Origin of the sequence: Psychrobacter sp. Ps3, from assembly GCF_022129275.1 — a bacterium.
Classification (GTDB): Bacteria; Pseudomonadota; Gammaproteobacteria; order Pseudomonadales; family Moraxellaceae; genus Psychrobacter; species Psychrobacter submarinus.
On record NZ_JADQAL010000046.1, the window covers coordinates 1 to 17,836 of the forward strand.

The 17,836-nt window shown below is 43.8% G+C and carries 15 protein-coding genes; 14 read left to right on the forward strand and 1 reads right to left on the reverse strand.

Annotation, left to right across the window (positions count from 1 at the left end; genetic code table 11):
• The 14 genes from I3248_RS11035 to I3248_RS11100 all read left to right on the forward strand — a co-directional run.
• The coding region (locus I3248_RS11035) for a site-specific integrase (protein WP_238063768.1) at positions 1 to 782 on the forward strand (782 nt) is incomplete at its 5' end.
• Between the two features lie 136 nt (positions 783 to 918).
• Positions 919 to 2,445 carry a type I restriction-modification system subunit M gene (locus I3248_RS11040; protein WP_238063769.1) on the forward strand — a complete coding sequence of 509 codons (1,527 nt, stop codon included), beginning with the start codon at positions 919 to 921 and terminating at the stop codon, positions 2,443 to 2,445.
• Entirely contained in the window at positions 2,435 to 3,694 is a 1,260-nt protein-coding gene (locus I3248_RS11045) for a restriction endonuclease subunit S (protein WP_238063770.1), read from the forward strand. Before I3248_RS11040 ends, I3248_RS11045 begins: the two co-directional genes overlap by 11 nt.
• A gap of 53 nt (positions 3,695 to 3,747) precedes the next feature.
• Entirely contained in the window at positions 3,748 to 4,119 is a 372-nt protein-coding gene (locus I3248_RS11050) for a hypothetical protein (RefSeq protein ID WP_238063771.1), read from the forward strand.
• A 49-nt stretch (positions 4,120 to 4,168) separates the two neighbouring features.
• A complete protein-coding gene (locus I3248_RS11055) occupies positions 4,169 to 5,671 on the forward strand; it encodes an AAA family ATPase (RefSeq protein ID WP_238063772.1) in 1,503 nt (500 codons plus the stop codon).
• On the forward strand, positions 5,655 to 6,269 hold the full coding sequence (locus tag I3248_RS11060; RefSeq protein WP_238063773.1) for a hypothetical protein: 615 nt from the start codon (positions 5,655 to 5,657) through the stop codon (positions 6,267 to 6,269). The genes I3248_RS11055 and I3248_RS11060 overlap by 17 nt, the downstream gene beginning before the upstream one ends.
• Entirely contained in the window at positions 6,262 to 9,573 is a 3,312-nt protein-coding gene (locus I3248_RS11065; protein ID WP_238063775.1) for an HsdR family type I site-specific deoxyribonuclease, read from the forward strand. Before I3248_RS11060 ends, I3248_RS11065 begins: the two co-directional genes overlap by 8 nt.
• 2 nt (positions 9,574 to 9,575) lie before the next feature.
• The gene (locus tag I3248_RS11070) at positions 9,576 to 10,439 is read left to right on the forward strand and encodes a SprT family zinc-dependent metalloprotease (protein ID WP_238063776.1); all 864 of its coding nucleotides are present in this window, start codon (positions 9,576 to 9,578) and stop codon (positions 10,437 to 10,439) included.
• A 594-nt stretch (positions 10,440 to 11,033) separates the two neighbouring features.
• Positions 11,034 to 11,969 carry a trehalose-phosphatase gene (gene otsB, locus I3248_RS11075; protein ID WP_238063778.1) on the forward strand — a complete coding sequence of 312 codons (936 nt, stop codon included), beginning with the start codon at positions 11,034 to 11,036 and terminating at the stop codon, positions 11,967 to 11,969.
• A gap of 1 nt (position 11,970) precedes the next feature.
• Positions 11,971 to 13,605, forward strand: coding sequence for a trehalose-6-phosphate synthase (locus tag I3248_RS11080; RefSeq protein ID WP_238063780.1), 1,635 nt, complete (start codon positions 11,971 to 11,973; stop codon positions 13,603 to 13,605).
• A gap of 16 nt (positions 13,606 to 13,621) precedes the next feature.
• Positions 13,622 to 14,722, forward strand: a complete 1,101-nt coding sequence (locus tag I3248_RS11085) for an acyl-CoA dehydrogenase family protein (RefSeq protein WP_238063783.1) — start codon at positions 13,622 to 13,624, stop codon at positions 14,720 to 14,722.
• A complete protein-coding gene (locus I3248_RS11090; protein WP_238063784.1) occupies positions 14,710 to 15,534 on the forward strand; it encodes a PIG-L deacetylase family protein in 825 nt (274 codons plus the stop codon). Before I3248_RS11085 ends, I3248_RS11090 begins: the two co-directional genes overlap by 13 nt.
• Positions 15,527 to 16,255 carry an SAM-dependent methyltransferase gene (locus tag I3248_RS11095; protein ID WP_238063786.1) on the forward strand — a complete coding sequence of 243 codons (729 nt, stop codon included), beginning with the start codon at positions 15,527 to 15,529 and terminating at the stop codon, positions 16,253 to 16,255. The genes I3248_RS11090 and I3248_RS11095 overlap by 8 nt, the downstream gene beginning before the upstream one ends.
• A gap of 43 nt (positions 16,256 to 16,298) precedes the next feature.
• Positions 16,299 to 16,985, forward strand: coding sequence for a glycosyltransferase (locus tag I3248_RS11100; protein WP_238063790.1), 687 nt, complete (start codon positions 16,299 to 16,301; stop codon positions 16,983 to 16,985).
• Between the two features lie 195 nt (positions 16,986 to 17,180).
• On the opposite strand, the gene I3248_RS11105 is transcribed toward I3248_RS11100, so the two are convergent.
• Positions 17,181 to 17,549, reverse strand: coding sequence for a hypothetical protein (locus I3248_RS11105; protein ID WP_238063788.1), 369 nt, complete (start codon positions 17,547 to 17,549; stop codon positions 17,181 to 17,183).
• Between the last annotated feature and the right edge of the window lie 287 nt (positions 17,550 to 17,836).

Consider the following 17,836-nt stretch of genomic DNA (forward strand, 5'->3'; position numbering starts at 1 on the left):
ACATTGTAAATAGTATCAATGAGTTACAATGTGGCTTATCCCGAACTGGGGTTAAGTCTAGCTATGGTCATCGTCCTGCCATCACTAAGCCTAAAGATTTAGCTAAGCTACTACGTGATATCGAGACTATAGAAGGTGATCCAAACACTATCAATTCCCTTAGGCTATTAGCCTTACTATTCGTACGTAATGGTGATCTACGCCGTATGCGCTGGGCTGACTTAGATCTAGAGGCTGGTAGGTGGCGGTTAAAGCCTTTAAAAGGCCAAGGCAAGGTAAACATGGTCAAAGACATGGTAGTTCCCCTACCTCGTCAAGCCGTAGCTATATTGCTTGAGCAGCAAAAGATCAACGGTCACACTAAGTTTGTCTTCTACAGTGAAACGGCAAAAAAGCATCAGATCATCTCTGATGCAACGGCGAATAAACGTTTGAAGGATTTAGGGTATAAAGATATACATTGTGCTCATGGCTTTAGAGCGACAGCAAAGACCATCCTACAAGAGCAGCTAAAGTATCCGCTTGTGCTTGTTGAGATGGCATTAGGTCATACGACTAAAGATCCCAATGGAACCGCCTATGGGCGGTTTGAATACATCGATGATCGTAGCGAGATGATGCAAAACTGGGCGGACTATTTAGACGCATTGCGAGAAGGCAGAGATACCGCTAAGTTTAGAGCCGATGCAAAAGACGACGCTGATTCTAGCTCCCAGCTGCAAGCGTTAATCGCTGAATTGGGAGAGGATCAGGTGTTAGCCCTATTGAAGAACAAGGCTTGAGCACCCCACCCGATTTTTAAATAAATTGAGAGATATAATATTAGCTAAAAAAGCAAAATCACACACTTTTTTGGCCTGCCCACTGTTTAATTACTTATTAAACCAATAACGACTATCAACCCAATTAAGGACAATTATGCTCGACTTAGAAAGCAATCCTGCGCCGATAAAACAAAGCGAGATCAACAAAGCGGTTTGGAACGCCTGTGACACCTTTCGCGGTGTGATTAGCGCCGATACTTATAAAGACTTTATCTTGACCATGCTGTTTTTGAAGTATTTATCGGATGTATATAGAGATGAGTACAAGACGCTAATGGCAGAGTATGACGATGCCGATTTGGTCAAAGAGCTGATGAGCAACCAGCGCTTTGTGTTGCCCGATGGTGCCAGCTTTTGGGATCTATACGAGCAGCGTCATCAGCCCGGCAATGGTCAGCGTATTGACGAAGCGCTACACGCGATAGAGGAAGCCAACGGTAATAAGCTCAAAAACGTGTTTCAAGACATCAGCTTTAACACCGATCGCTTGGGCAATGAGAAGAAGAAAAACGAGCTACTGCGGCATTTGCTTGAAGACTACGGTAAAGCGGTGATGAATCTCAGCCCCTCACGTGTCGGTAGCCTTGATGTGATTGGTAATGCCTATGAGTATCTGATCAAGCACTTCGCTGCTGATGCGGGCGCCAGTGCGGGCGAGTTCTATACCCCGCCTGAGGTGTCTACCCTACTTGCGACTATTCTAAACCCCGTCGCTGGCGATGCGATATGCGATCCTGCTTGCGGGTCAGGTTCGCTACTGATTAAGTGCGGGGCAATGGCACGTAAAAACTCAGGCACAAAGAATTATGAGCTGTTTGGGCAAGAGGCGATTGGCTCGACGTGGGCACTGGCGAAAATGAATATGTTCCTCCATGGTGAAGACAATCACCGTATCGAATGGGGCGACACCTTGCGTCATCCGCTGCTGCTTGATGATAAGGGATCGCTACTGCGCTTTGATGTGGTTACCGCCAACCCGCCGTTCTCACTGAGCAAATGGGGTTATGAAGATGCCGCCGATGATGAGCATGGTCGCTTTCATCGTGGTCTGCCGCCCAAGACCAAGGGCGACTATGCGTTTATCACGCATATGATTGAAACGCTAAAAAACGACACAGGGCGTATGGGTGTGGTCGTGCCGCATGGGGTACTATTCCGTGGTTCAAGTGAGGGCAAAATCCGTCAGCAATTGATTGAGGAAAACCTGCTCGATACGGTGATTGGCTTACCCGAAAAGCTGTTCTTTGGTACGGGGATTCCTGCGGCGATATTGGTGTTTAAGAAGAATAAAGCTGATGACACCGTACTGTTTATCGATGCCAGTTCGGATTATGAATCGGGCTCGAACCAAAACAAGCTGACTGATAAGAATTTAGCAAAAATCATTGAGACCTATAGCAACCGTGAGTTTGTCGATAAATACGCCTATGTTGCCAGCCTTGATGAGATTAAAGAGAACGACTTTAACCTCAATATTCCCCGTTATGTCGATACCTTTGAGCCTGAGGCAGAGATTGATCTTGTGGCGGTACGTGAGCAGCGTTTGGCACTGAAAGCTGAGCTTGCCAGCTTAGAGACTGAGATGGATAACTATCTTAAGGAGCTTAGTTATGGTGCCTAATGGATGGAGTTCAACTAAATTCGGTAATCTATTTTCTGTTAAGTCTGGATTTGGCTTTAAGCTTGCAGAATACTCTAAAACAGGCATCCCTCTTATAAAGATTGATAACGTTTCTTATGGTTATGTTAAGTGGGACAATATCAGCTACTTGCCAGAAAGTTACACTGAGTCATATTCTGATATAGTTCTTAAAGAGAACGATATTTTGCTAGCTTTAAATCGCCCTATAACGCAGGGGAAACTTAAGTTAGTTAAGCTGACAGCTAATGATGTTCCAAGCATACTTTATCAAAGAGTTGGGCGTATTGATTTCAATTCTGATGGCTTAGATAAAGACTTTTATTACTATTATTTAAACAGTGCTATTTTTGAATTTGTTTCAAGAAAATCGATTGGTTCAGACCAGCCATTTATAAGTTTAACTGAGTTAAAAAAATTAAAAATTGCTAAGCCCCCTCTACCCGAACAACAAAAAATCGCTAAAATCCTAACCACTTGGGATAAAGCGATTGATACCACTGAGCGTTTGATTGAAAACAGCAAACAGCAGAAAAAAGCGTTGATGCAGCAGCTATTGACTGGTAAAAAGCGTTTGCTTGATGACAATGGTAAGCCGTTTGATGGTGAGTGGAAAGAAGTTAAGTTAGGCGATTTAAAACTCGATATTAGCGATGGCAACTATTCTGCCAAATATCCTAAACAAGCTGATTTTTTAGATACTGGTATCCCTTTTCTACGAGCCAATAATTTAGATAAGGGTACTATATCTGATAATGATATGAGATTCATTTCACCCAAGCAACATAGCGAAATAACTAAGGGACATTTGAAGAAGGGAGATATTTTACTCTCGACAAGAGGTGAACTTGGTAACGTAGCGTTAGTTCCTGATCGACACATTGGCTCAAATATCAATGCGCAATTAGTAAGAATAAATACTAAAGATAAACTAAACGGTAAATTTCTATTTCAGCTTTTTGATTACTTGAGAGTGACAGGAAAATTCGAATCTTTATCAACTGGAACGGCTTTAAAGCAGTTGCCTGTTGGTAAGCTTAAACAATTGGAGTTTAAACTACCTTTACTTTTTGAAGAACAACAAAAAATCGCTGCGGTATTAACCAATGCCGATAAAGAAATCGAATTGCTGGAACAGCAGCTTGCCGATTTGCAGCAAGAGAAAAAGGCGTTGATGCAGGTGTTATTGACGGGTAAGAAACGGGTTTTGGTAGATGGGGGTACCGCATAGTGCTGGCATGGCTACTCAAGTTTTTTGTACCGCCCTTGGTAGGCGCGGTGTTTTTGGCGTTGGCTTATACTATCTTTACATTTGATACCGTGCTTTGGGGATATGCCACGCTGTTTGAAAATATCAGGATAGTTATAACTCTATTGGCAGGAACTATAGTGACCTTTTATGTTTATTACACCTTGGCCTATGTGGTATTTTTTATTTACCTCGTCATTTTACAAAAAATAGGTAAACTGAGTTTATCCCTTGCCATGATCAGCGGTTTTTTGTATGGGCTGATACCACTCATGTTTGATCATAATACTTGGCTTTCTATCTGGATCAGCTTGGCAGTCGGTATCAGCGGTGCGGTGTGTGCAGGATGTTATTATTATTTGGATAGGCGACTTAAAGCGACAAACAATAGCAGACTGTTATACTGACAAGCCACAAGGGTTCTTATAAAGTACAAAAAAGCGACTGGATATACTCATGGATATAAAAAAACTTACGCTCAATCATCTAGGACGCTTTGATAGCCTTGAGGTTGACGTTGCGCCCACGGCTGAGCATCCTTCAAACGTCACGATATTCATTGGTAACAATGGTGCTGGCAAGACCTCAATACTAGAGGCACTGGCAACATCGCTCAGTTGGTTTGTCGCGCGCTTGCGGAATGAAAAAGGCAGCGGCAATACGATTAATGAACTGTCTATCCTCGATAATGCACCCGCCGCCAGCATCACATTACAGCTATCCGATCAGGCTCAGAGTAGCAATGATAGCGAGCTGTCACTCTATGAGTGGACACTTGCCAAAACACGTAAGGGTCGCAAGAGCGAAAAATCTAGCGCTTTGAGTCAGCTCAATAAACTGGTAGACAGCTATCGGCAGCAGCTTACCGACAATGACAACGCCAGTCTGCCACTAATCGCTTACTACCCTGTTGAGCGTTCAGTTTTAGACATTCCCCTAAAGATCAGAAACAAGCATAATTTTGACCAAATAGACGGCTACGATAGTGCGCTCAATCAAGGTGTGGACTTTCGGCGGTTTTTTGAATGGTTCCGTGAGCGCGAAGATATTGAGAATGAGGAGCGGCTCAGGTATCGCGAAAACTCTTGGTCTGAACAGATACAAGAAGTTAAACGACAAGAAGAGCTGACAGAGATATATAAGAAAAAAGCGGAGGAGTTAAGAAAGCGTCAAGATGAAAATTTAAGTACTGAAGAAAGAATTAATAATTTAAAAGAGTTGACGAAATTCATTGAAGAAGTAACGACTTTTCGTGAAAATTTTAAAAATATAGATAAGATAAATGACAGTCGAATTGAAGACAAACAACTAACCGCTGTTAGAACTGCCATTACCGCGTTTATGCCTGATCTCAGCAATATCCGCGTGCAGCGCAAACCGCGATTACATATGGCAATCGATAAAGACGGCAAATCACTAAACGTCATGCAGCTCTCGCAAGGTGAGAAATCGCTGATGGCATTGGTGGGTGATATTGCCCGCCGTTTAGCGATGATGAATCCTGACTTGGACGATCCGCTACAAGGCGATGGCATCATCTTAATCGATGAAGTGGACATGCACTTGCACCCCAGTTGGCAGCGTAATCTTGTACCACGCTTTACCGACACTTTCCCCAATTGTCAGATTGTGCTTAGTACCCACTCGCCTTTGGTCATCAGTGATCAAAAAGACATCTTAGTCTACCTATTGAGCAATGGTGAGATTGGTGCCTTGCCGCCCTTATATGGTGCAGACGTCAATACTGTACTGCTCGAGGCGATGGACACAGACGTACGTAACCCCGATATTAATGATCAGCTTAATGATTTATTAGATGCCATTCAAGATGGCGACGTCGATGACGCCAAGGCGCTTATACAAACACTAGAGCGCGAGCTGCCAGCAGACAATATGGGGCTTGCTAAAGCAAGATTACTGCTTCGTAAAAAGGAGCTACAGCTTGCGAAAAATAGATAAGCAGGCAGGTTTTGAGCCAGCAAGCTTGCGTCAGTTTAAGCGTCGCGATAAGCAAAACAACTATAATAATTTGAATTCTAAGATAAAACAAGATATCCGTTTGGCCTGTACCACAGAGCAGTTTTATTTGTGTGCTTATTGCTGCAAACCCATTTCTGGTGACGGTCGTGACACGATGAATGAGCATGTTGAAGCAAGAAGAATTGCTCCAAATAGAGGTCTTGATTACACTAATATTGTTGCCAGCTGTACAACGCCCAATCAGTGCGATAATGCTCATGGGTCTCAACCACTGCCTCTAACGCCTTTTGACGCTGAGTGTGAGACGGACTTAGCGTTTAAGCTCAGTGGTAGAGTGACGGGCTTAACAGATGACGCCAAAGAGACTATTCGTGTTTTGAACCTAGATAATAAGTCTTTGATTGAACAAAGAAGGATGCTTATCAATACTATGCTTTTTACATATGGTGAGGATGCTATAGAAGATGATGATCTAATAAATATAATAATAGATGAGTTGGCGGAACCTAAAAAAGGTAAGCTTGATGCGTTTTCGCCTGTGATTGTCAATGCACTAAAGGGACAACAGAATGTCTAATAGCATTAACTTCAAAGAAGAATTTAGCTCAAAGATTCCTGCCCTTACCCTACTCATGAATTTGGGTTATCGCTATCTATCCCCGCAAGAATGCTTACAGCTACGCAGTCCTAAAAGCTCAAGTCTACAGACACCAGCCAATAGCAGCAATCAAGTGATGCTATTGCCTGTATTACGTGAGTACTTGACCCGTCAAACCTTCCCCTTTGAAGGTCAGCAGCATCATCTGTCTGACGCTGGTATTGACAAGATTATCAGCGAACTAAATCCTGCGATGAACCTAGGACTCACTCGTGCTAATGAGACGCTCTATGACGCCCTACTCTATGGCATCAGCGTCACTGAATTTATCGATGGCAAAAAGGCCTCGCCGACTATCCAGCTGATCGATTGGCAGCATATCGAAAACAATGCCTATCACGTGACCGAAGAGATGGTCGTGCAAAACGCTGATGCGACTGGCAATGTCATCCCCGATATCGTCTGCTTTGTAAACGGCTTACCGCTAGTGGTCATAGAAGCCAAACGCCCTGATTCAAACAACCCGCACCAATCCACTAATAGCCAAGCCATATCACAGCACATCCGCAATCAAGGGCAAAAGTACATTCCGCATCTATTTGCCTACAGTCAGCTGCTGCTCGCTATCAATGGTCATGAGGGCTTATACGGTACTTGCGGCACCCCTGAAAAGTTCTGGTCTAAGTGGATTGAAGAAGAAATCAGCGAGCCTGAGTTTTATCGCTTAAAAAACCAGCGCTTAGATGACGCTCAAATCGACCATCTATTTGCGCAGCGTAGCGCTTATGATAAGCGTGAATATCAATCACTGCTTGATGCTGGCGAGTTAGCTGTAACGGATCAAGACAGGCTGATTATCAGCTTACTGCGCCCAGATCGACTGCTGGACATGACCCGTTACTACACGCTGTTTGATAGTAAAGCAGGTAAAATCGTAGCGCGTTATCAGCAAGTCTTTGGTATTAAAGCCCTAGTTAAGCGAATCAGTAATTTTGACGAGCAAGGAAGCCGTGAGGGTGGCGTGATTTGGCATACCACAGGTAGTGGTAAGTCCTTTACCATGGTGTTTTTATCCAAAGCGCTGATTTGGCTTGAGGATCTTGCCAAGTGCCGTGTGTTTGTCGTGACCGACCGAATAGACTTGGAGAACCAGATCGCCCGCACCTTTATCTCAGCAGGGGCGCTGAGTGATAAAGATCGCCGCCTAGCCAAAGCGCTATCGGGTAGAGACTTAGCCAAAAAGATCGGCAAGAGTAACGAGCGTATTGTCTTCTCTATCATCAATAAGTTTGGTGCAGCGGCGCAATATGATGAGTTTTATAACCCCAGTGAGAATATCATTGTCTTGGTTGATGAAGGTCACCGTAGCCAAAACGGTGAGAACAATATCCGTATGCAGCAGGCTCTGCCTAATGCCGCCTTTATCGCCTTCACGGGTACACCGCTGCTTAAAGACGATAAGACTGAAAACAAATTTGGCACCATCATTCACTCCTATACCATGCAGCAAGCTGTAGCGGATAAAACCGTCACGCCCCTACTCTACGAAGAGCGCATCCCTGAGCTCAATACCAACGATGTCGCAATCGACAAATGGTTTGAGCGTATCACCCAAAAGCTGACGAGCGATCAAAAAGCGGATCTCAAACGTAAGTTTTCCAAAAAAGGACAGGTCTATCAAGTTGAAGGCCGCATTGAACTGATCGCCCATGATATCTCTGATCATTTTCAGAACTTCAAGCAGCAAGGCCTAAAAGGTCAGCTGGCTTGTGACTCAAAAGTATCTGCTATTCGCTATAAGCACGCTTTAGACGCTATTGGTAAGGTCAGCTCAGTCGTGGCTATGTCACCGCCTGACACCCGTGAAGGACATGACGTCGTCGACGCCGAGAGTAAAGACATCGTTCAAAACTGGTGGCAGAATAACGTCGCGCCCAAATACGGTATGGACGATACCCAATATACCAAGGACATCATCGATGCTTTTGGTGAGGATGCTGGTCCCGATATTATGATTGTAGTGGATAAGCTGCTCACTGGCTTTGATGAACCCAAAAACACCGTGCTATATATCGACAAACCGCTAAAGAGTCACAACTTGATTCAGGCCATTGCTCGCGTTAACCGCTTGCATAACAAAAAGCAGTTCGGTTATCTCATTGATTATCGTGGCATCCTAAAAGAGCTTGATACCACGATTGAAAAATATCAAGATCTAGCGGAGCGTACCCAAGGTGGCTTTGACATTGAAGACTTGGCGGGCATGTACCATGCCATGGATTCTGAATACAAAAAACTGCCCATGCTACACAAAAAAGTCTGGGGTATTTTCTCTGAAGTTAGCAACAAACAAGATGGCAACGCCCTGCGTCAGTCGTTATCACCTAAAATAGAAGAGCGAGAGGGCACATTCGTCGATACGCGCCTAAAGAAGCGCGATGATTTTTATGCCGCGTTAACTGAGTTTGCTAATGTGATGAAAGTCGCACTACAATCGGCCTCCTACTTTAAAGACAGCTTTTTTGAGGGTAAGCGAGAGCGTTATAAAAAAGACTTAAAAGCCTTTGTGCAGCTACGTAAACAGGCGCGTGAAGATGCCAATGAGACCATCAACTTTGATGAGTTCGAGGATGACATTCGTAGCCTGCTCAACAAGCATATCGCAGGTATAGAAGTCAGAGAGCCTAAAGGCGCGTATCTTGTTGGCAATATGGGCAAGGACATCAAACCTGAAGCACTAAGTGATGACGAAGCGCGTAACCAAACGGACAAGATCACCAGCCGTGTCACTAAGATGATTGAAGAGGATTTAGCTGACGACCCTTATGCGCAAGAGCACTTCTCTAAGCTGCTCAAAAAAGCCATTGAGGACGCCAAAGCCATGTTTAATGCACCAGTCAAGCAGTACATGATGTTCGCAGGCTTTGAGCAAGACGTTAAAGCTCGCAAAGTGCCTGATGTGCCAAACGAGTTTATCGATGAGTCAGGTAAGCATAACAAACATGCACAAGCCTATTATGGACTGTTCAAGCACTTATTTGATCCAAGTCTTCTAGAAGAAAACGGCCTAGACAAGGACACGCTCGTTAGCTTCGCTTACGCTATTGATGACGTTGTCGATAAAGCGGTAGCAGTCAACTCCTTAAACCCGTCACAGATGGAAAAAGACATCAAAGTTGGGCTACTAAAGCTACTGTTCAAAGCCATCGGTACCGACAATGCCAAGAAGCTGTCTGATGAAGTGATCCGTATCACTCGCCATGGTATCTCTCGGAGTCACTAGTCATGGCAAACCGACCCAAGCATAAGACAGTGAGCAATAATGGCGTGTCTGCTACTCGTGTGTCTAACCATAGCGCGCCTAGCAATAGTACGCTTACTAGATCTAATGATACGCAGCATCACCTCTACTACGGTCAAGACAAAATCAGCTATGAGGTGATACGGAAAGACAAAGCTCGTAAGCTACGTATTAAGGTGTATCCGGATCAGCGGGTGGTGGTCAGTGTGCCGATGCAGGTGACAGATGAGTTTATTTATCAGTCAGTGCAAAAACGGGTGCGCTGGATATGGCAGCACCTGCAAGACTTTGCCAAGCAAAAAACTGACGTGCTGCCAAAACGCTATGTCAGTGGTGAGCCTCAGTTTTATTTGGGTCGCAGGTACGTGCTCAAAGTACTTGTCGACCCTGAGCAAGCTGCTAATGTAAAACTGATTCGTGGCAAGCTGACCGTAACTTTGACTCATAGTAGCAATGCTGCTGATGATACCAGTGGTAGCGACCGAGCGGCTAAAGTTAAGACACTGTTAGATGCTTGGTATCAAACTAAAGCTAAAACAATATTTGCAGAGCGCCTTGCCGCTGTCTTGCCGCAAGCTGATTGGGTGCATAACCCGCCCACCTTTAGGATACTATCCATGAAAAAACAATGGGGCAGCTGCTCGGCTCAAGGTAACTTAATCCTCAATCCACACTTGGTGAAAGCCCCTAAAGAATGTATCGACTACGTGATACTGCATGAGCTGTGTCATATCAAAGAGCACAACCACAGTGAGCGGTTTTGGCGACTGCTGTCGCAAGTTATGCCGCATTGGAAAGCGGTCAAAACCGAGCTGGATAGCATGGCTGAGCTTTATTTGAATGAGTGAGAGGAGCATTTAGCTATAGTCAATTCTAAATAAAACTGGCATGCAAGATACTATTTGCCATATGCTACTGGTATTTACTTTGCATAGACTCTGTCGGTGTAGGCACAGCACGCAACAAAAGATAATACCAGTGGTGCTGTATCTGTTTTAAAGTAAATTAACTATATATACGGTGATAGGGGTTAGATTTAGCTAAATATGGTTAGGGCAAAGTGCAGTTTAGATTCAACTATGGCTCACCATCTAATCAGCTGAAAACCTTGAGAAAATGGTGTGATATTTAATCCTTATCTACTACAGCCCCTAGATAAAAGCTGTCTTCTGCTTATGCAAAAGGCAGCTTTTTTATCTTTAATGCTTTTATGTGTAGCTGATAGCTTGTATCCAACAACGATACTTTAGTTTTTTTAAACATTGTTTTAAAACTATAAATATTATCTTTGTAATCAGTAGTTTATAAATTACAGAAACTATAAAGAACTAGTTATCATCACTAACGGAGAACGGGGATGTTTATGGCAAACTTGTCATTCGAGCCAACTGATAAAGCAGTCTAAACCAAAGTATAGCTCTTCACTAAATTAAGGAGAAAAGGTGACTTTAACCAACTCTTGCGTGAAACAGTTACCTAGCTATATTCAGCCAGAACACTTTGCTGATTATTTATCCGCTCAGCAAAATTACGCTTTGTTTTTGGATTTAGATGGTACTTTGGCAGACTTCACTTTAGATCCCAAAGACAGTGTTATCCCCCAATCAACGATAAAGCTGTTACAACAGATACAGAGCTGCGGCGTTAAAATCGCTATCATCACCGGACGTAGCCTTGCTGAAGCTAAGCAAATGCTCTCCCCTCTAATGCTACCGATTGCTGCTACTCACGGACTAGAAATAACTTTTTATAATAGTACTACTGATGCCAGTACTATGAGCGACGATAAGAAAAGCTTGAATGCTACCGATATCGCCTACGTTAATAGCACTGAGCTTGCTGCAATAAAGCAAGATATCATCCGATCTAGCTATCCTTATAGCGATCTGAGTATAGAAGATAAACCTTACTCTGTCGCTCTTCATTTTCGAAAAAATCCGGCTTTGGCGGATATAGCTTATAACATTGCGACAAACACCTTAAAAAACTACTCTGATTGGGAATTAAAACCTGGCAAATATGTCTGGGAGATAGCACCAAAAGGCGCTAATAAGGGTGCCGCGATTGTCAGCTTACTAAAAAAAGTGATCGCTAATAATGAGCTTTGCCCTATCTTTATCGGTGATGATGTTACTGATGAAGCAGGTTTTATCGCTGTACAGGAGGTATGTAGCTCAACAGGAAAAGATCATAAAGTAAAAGGCATGGGTATTAAAGTGGGTAGTGAAACGAGCTGTGCCCATTATCGCGTTAATGATATCTTTGAGGTCACCGTTTTACTCAGCAGCTTTTTAAGATTTTGCCAAACCTACTATGCTCCATCGTTTGCTATAGCAGACGTTAATTCCTCACTAGTACAGACAATAGGAGGTCAGTGATATGAGCCGCTTAATTGTCTTATCTAACCGTGTAAAAACGCCCGACAACCAACCTATGGCAGGGGGGCTTGCGGTAGCATTGCAAGATATTTTACAAGGAAACTCCGTTATCTGGATGGGCTGGAATGGTGACATTACCGAGAGCTACAATGACGGTACTGACAATGAGTTTAGCAGTAATAAAAATAAAGCTTCAGCAGATACTGAGCGGTTACTTGCCGACACTTCTCTGACCTATATGACCACAGCATTCACCAGTGAGCAATATCGGCAATTCTACTGCGGCTTTGCCAATAGTGTGCTGTGGTTGTTATTGCATGAACGCCCTGAACTCATGAACCAAGCTGCTGATGACTATCAGGGTTACCAAGAGGTGAATCGGCTTTTTGCTCATAAAATCAAACAAGTGATTGAGCCTGATGATGTGATTTGGGTACATGACTATCACTTTTTGAGTGTGGCCTACCATTGCCGAAGTCTGGGTATCACTAATCGTATAGGCTTCTTTTTACACATTCCATTTGCTCCCCTAGCGTTTTGGCAACAGCTTGACCAAAGTGCTGAGCTGATCCATCACCTTGCCCATTATGATGTGCTCGGTACACAGACTGAGCATGATAAGGCCAACTGTTTAGCGGTTTTACAACATTACTTAAACCGGCGCTTATTATCAAACAACCCTTTAACCCACGTACCTAAAGATATCTTAGCGACAAAGGATAGTTTTATTAGCGCCTATACACCAGCTGTCAAAGAGTTGCTAATTCAGTTAGATATAAAACCTGAGCATTCGTTAATAGTTAATGCCTACCCCATCGGCGTCAACGTCACAAAGATACAGCAACAGGTCGGGCATTTGTGGTCGCCTTCATTATCTGCCGATAAATCGAATAACCTTAAAACTCCTATAAAGCCTGCGGCTCAGCAGATTATCGCGGTAGATAGGATTGATTATTCAAAAGGACTATTGAAGCGTTTTTCGGCGTATCGCTCTTTTTTGCAGCAATACCCCAGTTATCAAACCCAGCTACAATTAAAACAAATTGCTTGTCCTAGCCGCTTAGACTTACCCGCTTACCAGCATCTCTACGATACGGTCAAAGTAGCTATTGCTAAGGCCAATCAGCAGCTTGCAACTAGCATGGGTAAGACAGATAGCTTTGATCCTAAAACTTACAAAACTAATAGAGCGATGACTGACTGGCAGGCGATTGACTATAGTGAAAAGGTACTAGATCACAAGGCTTTGATGATGCTGTTTTTGCAAAGTGATGTTGGCTGGGTCAATTCGCTCAAAGATGGTATGAACTTAGTGGCAAAAGAGTATATCGCAGCGCAAAATCCTGATGACCCTGGGGTGTTATTGCTCTCACGTTATGCAGGAGCAGCTGAGCAAATGCAAGATGCAGTCATTATCGATCCGCTACAACCTGCAAGTATCATTCAAGGATTAAGAGTAGCTTTGACTATGCCACTTGGCGAGCGACAACTTCGCTATCAAAAACTACTGCAAGGGCTACAGCGAGATGACTTGCAAGCTTGGCAACAACGCTTTTTAGATGACTTATATAAGGATAACGGGCAGCAAACACAAAGCTTGAGTCCTGAACAAAGCGAACTACCTGAATCACAATGATAACTAGGAGATTTTCATGCTAGCGCCAGAGCCAAAAACCCCCTTATTATTAGCGATTAAAGACAGTATAGAAAATATCATACTCGCTAATAGGCAAGCTACGAACGCTTTTAGTTTAAGTGATGAGTTACGTCATGACATCTTAAGCACTTTAGTCACTTATAGCGATAGAATCCCGCATCCAGCAAGTGGTGCCTCTAATACAAATAGTCGCTCATCGAACACTTTAATTCGCTGGCAGATTTTGGCGTACGTCGCAGGGATTGATTTAACGATTGCCAAATGGTTCGAATCGCATTTAGATGCTTTAAGTATCTTACGTGAAATTGGCTACGATCAGACAACTGAAGGGTTATGGGCAGTGTGGGCAGCAGAAGGTCATCCTGATCCTATACGCTATGAGCAAGGTAAAGTGAGCGGCACAAAAGCGTGGTGCTCTGGTGCTAATAGTGTCGATTACGGCTTACTCACTTATCGCGACGAGCAGGGTCAGTCCTGTTTGCTGATCATAAATATGCATCAACAAGGCATTAGTATTGATAACAGCGCATGGCAAGCGGTAGGCATGCAAGCGACTGATACCGCTACTATCCAATTCAATGAGGTGACAGCCCATAACGTAGGCACGGCAGACGCCTATTTAGATCGAGTGGGTTTTTGGCATGGAGCCGCTGGCGTTGCAGCTTGTTGGTATGGGGCAAGCGCAGTAATAGCTGGTTACTTGATAACGGCTTATCAACAAAAACCAAACGATTATAAAGCTATGTATTTAGGACAAGTCAGTACAGCATTAGCAGTCACTCAGCACTATTTTTATCATATTGCTGAGCTGCTGGATACTCAGCCGCAAAGCAGTCATGAGCTAGCTATTCGTCAGTTAAGAGCGCACGTCGAGCAACTAGCGCGGCAAGTCATAGAAGTCACTGGACAGGCTTTAGGTGCAGCGCCATTTTGTAATAATGCGCATTTTGCAAGATTAGCAGCAGATCTGCCTGTCTTTATTCGCCAAAGTCACGGCGCTTTTGACTGGCAACAGATCGGTAAGCTAGCTGGTGCGTCCACACACTCCTTATGTAAAAACGATTTGATTAAGCAGGCAAGCTTATGGCAACTATAATGTTGAATAACGATGACGCTTTAGAAGATAGTCGTAATAATATTCATCCTATTGTTGGTGACCGCATCATTACAGGTGACGGCACCAGTCAGGACGCTTGGCAGAATTGGGCAGGGCTGCATAACATGCCGCGACTAGACGTGGCTACTAACTTCTCTTCACAGCAGCGAGTGTGTATTTTTGCACCCCATCCTGATGATGAAATTCTGGGCTGCGGCGGTCTACTACAACAGTTTGCCGCCAATGGTAATCATATTATATTGGTACATGTGACCAACGGCACACAAAGTCATCCTAATTCGCAGATTTACTCCCCAGCAAAACTCAATACCATCCGCCCACAAGAGAGTCTAGAAGCGCTTAAAGTGTTAGGTATCGATCATCAGGTCACGATTATTAGCCTAGATTTGACGGATGGTGAGGTGTTCGCTCAGCAGGCACAGTTCTATAAAAAACTAGCTGCTATTATCCAACCTGACGATGTTCTAGTGACGCCTTTCGTACATGACGGTCATCCTGATCATGAAGCTACAGGACAAGTCGTGGCCACATTTGCTAAACAACAGCAATTAGCTTGTTATCAAGTATTAATTTGGGCTTGGCACTGGGCTGAGCCTGCCGATAATCGTATTCCGTGGAGCCGCGCGGTTAGAGTCGACTTGAGCGCTGAGCAATTACAACGCAAAACCGAAGCGATCGCTTGTTTTAAGAGTCAAATCGAGAGTGATACAAGTACCGGTAATCCGCCTATCCTATCGGCACACACCATTGCCAGAGTCAGCCAACCTTGGGAGGTTTATCTATATGAGTGATGCGCCTAACGCCTCGCCTTCAGGTGACAACGTAAAATCTCCTGCCTATGTAGAGAAATATTTTGAGGCGCTGTACCGCGACAGTGACGACCCGTGGCAGTATCAAACGCGCTGGTATGAACAGCGTAAACGCGATATGTGTCTTGCGATATTACCGCAAGACACATATGCCAATGCTATTGAGCTTGGCTGCGGTAACGGGGTATTTAGCCAGCTATTAACTCATCGCTGTCAGGCTCTGCTCAGTATAGATGGCAATCACAGCGCCGTGCAGCTAGCCAGACAGCGCTTAATAGAGGCTCCTAACGCCAAGGTGCTAAAAGGCGTGATTCCTGATGTGTTATTAGCACTACAAAACGAGGGTCTACCCGCTCCGTCCATCTTACAGCTTGCCGATGCGCCCTCTCATCGACCACCCTACGACCTAATCGTGATTAGCGAGGTTTTATACTATTTATCAGCCCGTACGCTCAATACAGTCATTGAATGGATTCAGCAAAACATTGCTGCCGGCGGTACGCTGCTGTGTTGTCATTGGCGCTACGATATCGAGGGCTTTGCGCTGACTGGCGAAACGGTACATCAGCGTTTACAGCAAGCGTTTAATATAGAGAAAAGTCTAGCTTTTACCCATCAAAGCCAAATAGTAGACAGTGATTTTTTATTAGACGTTTGGCAGCGCTCTGCGCAAACCATCGCTATGCAAGAACAATTAATATAATGAGTTGGGTCAAAGCATGATAACTAGCAAAATCGTCAACGACATAAAAATTGCTATTGTGATTCCGGCTCATAATGAAGCGTCAACTATTATGGATTGTTTGACCTCAGTTCAACTCGCTATTGAACAATTACCCTCCACTATTATTGCCTATCCCCTAGTAGTGCTAGATAGCTGCACTGATGAGACGCTTAGTCTGATCAGAAGTGCCCAAGTTGAATACAAGATTGAATACTTGACTTGTGACTATCGCTGTGTGGGACGAGTGCGAGACTTAGGGCTTTGTCATGCTATTGCCAACGGTGCGAATTGGCTTGCCTGTACCGATGCAGATTCAATGGTATCTGCAGATTGGCTCACGCAGCAAATGGCTCATATTCAGCAGCAGCCGACCGACATGATCTGCGGGGTAGTCAGTGTCAATAGTTGGGCACATTTAAGCAGTCAGACACAACAAGCTTATGAGGCTCATTATCAAGACATCATGGGTCATCGTCACATCCATGGGGCAAACCTCAGCTTTAATCGTGAAGCCTACCTCGCCGTTGGCGGCTTTAGCCCTTTAGCTTGCCACGAAGATGTCGATTTGGTAAAGAGATTTGAAAACCTAGGCTATGCCATCACTTGGAGTAACAAGGTGCGAGTAACTACTAGCAGCCGCTTACAAGCTCGCGCAAAAGAAGGGTTTGCAGCGTTTTTAGCGAATTTAGAAAGGTCTGATTTACAGTAGCTTCAGCTCATTTTAATTGCTAGTACCTTAAAGACAAGGGTGCTAAGTTCTAAGCTAAGAGCCTTCAACTATAAAACAAGCGAAAGCAGTTATAATTTCGCTTGTTTTTACTTAAGCGCGAGTATCTGATGAATGGATAGTTCAGTTACCGCTGTATTTATCATGTATTTATTATAATTGTATATTATTCATCATTTATTGCACGCCATCTGCGGGGGTTTGATCTAAGTTTGAGTTATTTTCATTGACGTAGACTGTATCATCAACCTCTTGCTCATCCTCTGCCCCGCCTACCGTAGAGTAATACGCCTCAGCATCCTCATCTTCTGTAGAAGTCGTAGTGGTCGTTGTAGCCTCATCCGTATGAACAGGAGTCATTTCGCTAGACTCTATAGTAGTGTCATTTGAGACTGTTTCGCTCGCTTCGGTATCCGTTCTTTCTTCAGTTTCATTGCTGCAAGCCGTTAGTACAACTGTGCTTGCTAATAGAGCCATCGTAAGCTTACTTACTAGTAATTTCTTGCTTAGTAACTGACTTAGTAACTGACTTAGTAACTGGTCCATGTCAATCTCCTCACTGTGGTTAGGCCAAAACTATTAGCCATGCTATTTATTAAATATTAAGTTGAATGTACTTTTAATTTTAATAATAAATAACTGGACTAGTATGAGGGTTTTGTTTGCTTTCATTAACGATTTGCTAATGCTTTTACTTTATAAATGATAAGCACATCTTACTTCAAAGACCACTAGAGCTGTTAAATACACAATTATTTGCAGAGTGTTATCTATTAAGAACCCCAGTTCGGGATAAGCCACATTGTAACTCATTGATACTATTTACAATGTCG

What these genes read in the sequence shown, in the direction of transcription:
- I3248_RS11040 (WP_238063769.1), top strand. Translation starts at nt 919, where the DNA reads ATGCTCGACTTAGAAAGCAATCCTGCGCCGATAAAACAAAGCGAGATC.
- I3248_RS11045 (WP_238063770.1), top strand. Translation starts at nt 2,435, where the DNA reads ATGGTGCCTAATGGATGGAGTTCAACTAAATTCGGTAATCTATTTTCT.
- I3248_RS11055 (WP_238063772.1), top strand. Translation starts at nt 4,169, where the DNA reads ATGGATATAAAAAAACTTACGCTCAATCATCTAGGACGCTTTGATAGC.
- I3248_RS11065 (WP_238063775.1), top strand. Translation starts at nt 6,262, where the DNA reads ATGTCTAATAGCATTAACTTCAAAGAAGAATTTAGCTCAAAGATTCCT.
- I3248_RS11070 (WP_238063776.1), top strand. Translation starts at nt 9,576, where the DNA reads ATGGCAAACCGACCCAAGCATAAGACAGTGAGCAATAATGGCGTGTCT.
- I3248_RS11080 (WP_238063780.1), top strand. Translation starts at nt 11,971, where the DNA reads ATGAGCCGCTTAATTGTCTTATCTAACCGTGTAAAAACGCCCGACAAC.
- I3248_RS11085 (WP_238063783.1), top strand. Translation starts at nt 13,622, where the DNA reads ATGCTAGCGCCAGAGCCAAAAACCCCCTTATTATTAGCGATTAAAGAC.
- I3248_RS11090 (WP_238063784.1), top strand. Translation starts at nt 14,710, where the DNA reads ATGGCAACTATAATGTTGAATAACGATGACGCTTTAGAAGATAGTCGT.
- I3248_RS11095 (WP_238063786.1), top strand. Translation starts at nt 15,527, where the DNA reads ATGAGTGATGCGCCTAACGCCTCGCCTTCAGGTGACAACGTAAAATCT.
- I3248_RS11105 (WP_238063788.1), bottom strand. Translation starts at nt 17,549, where the DNA reads ATGGACCAGTTACTAAGTCAGTTACTAAGTCAGTTACTAAGCAAGAAA.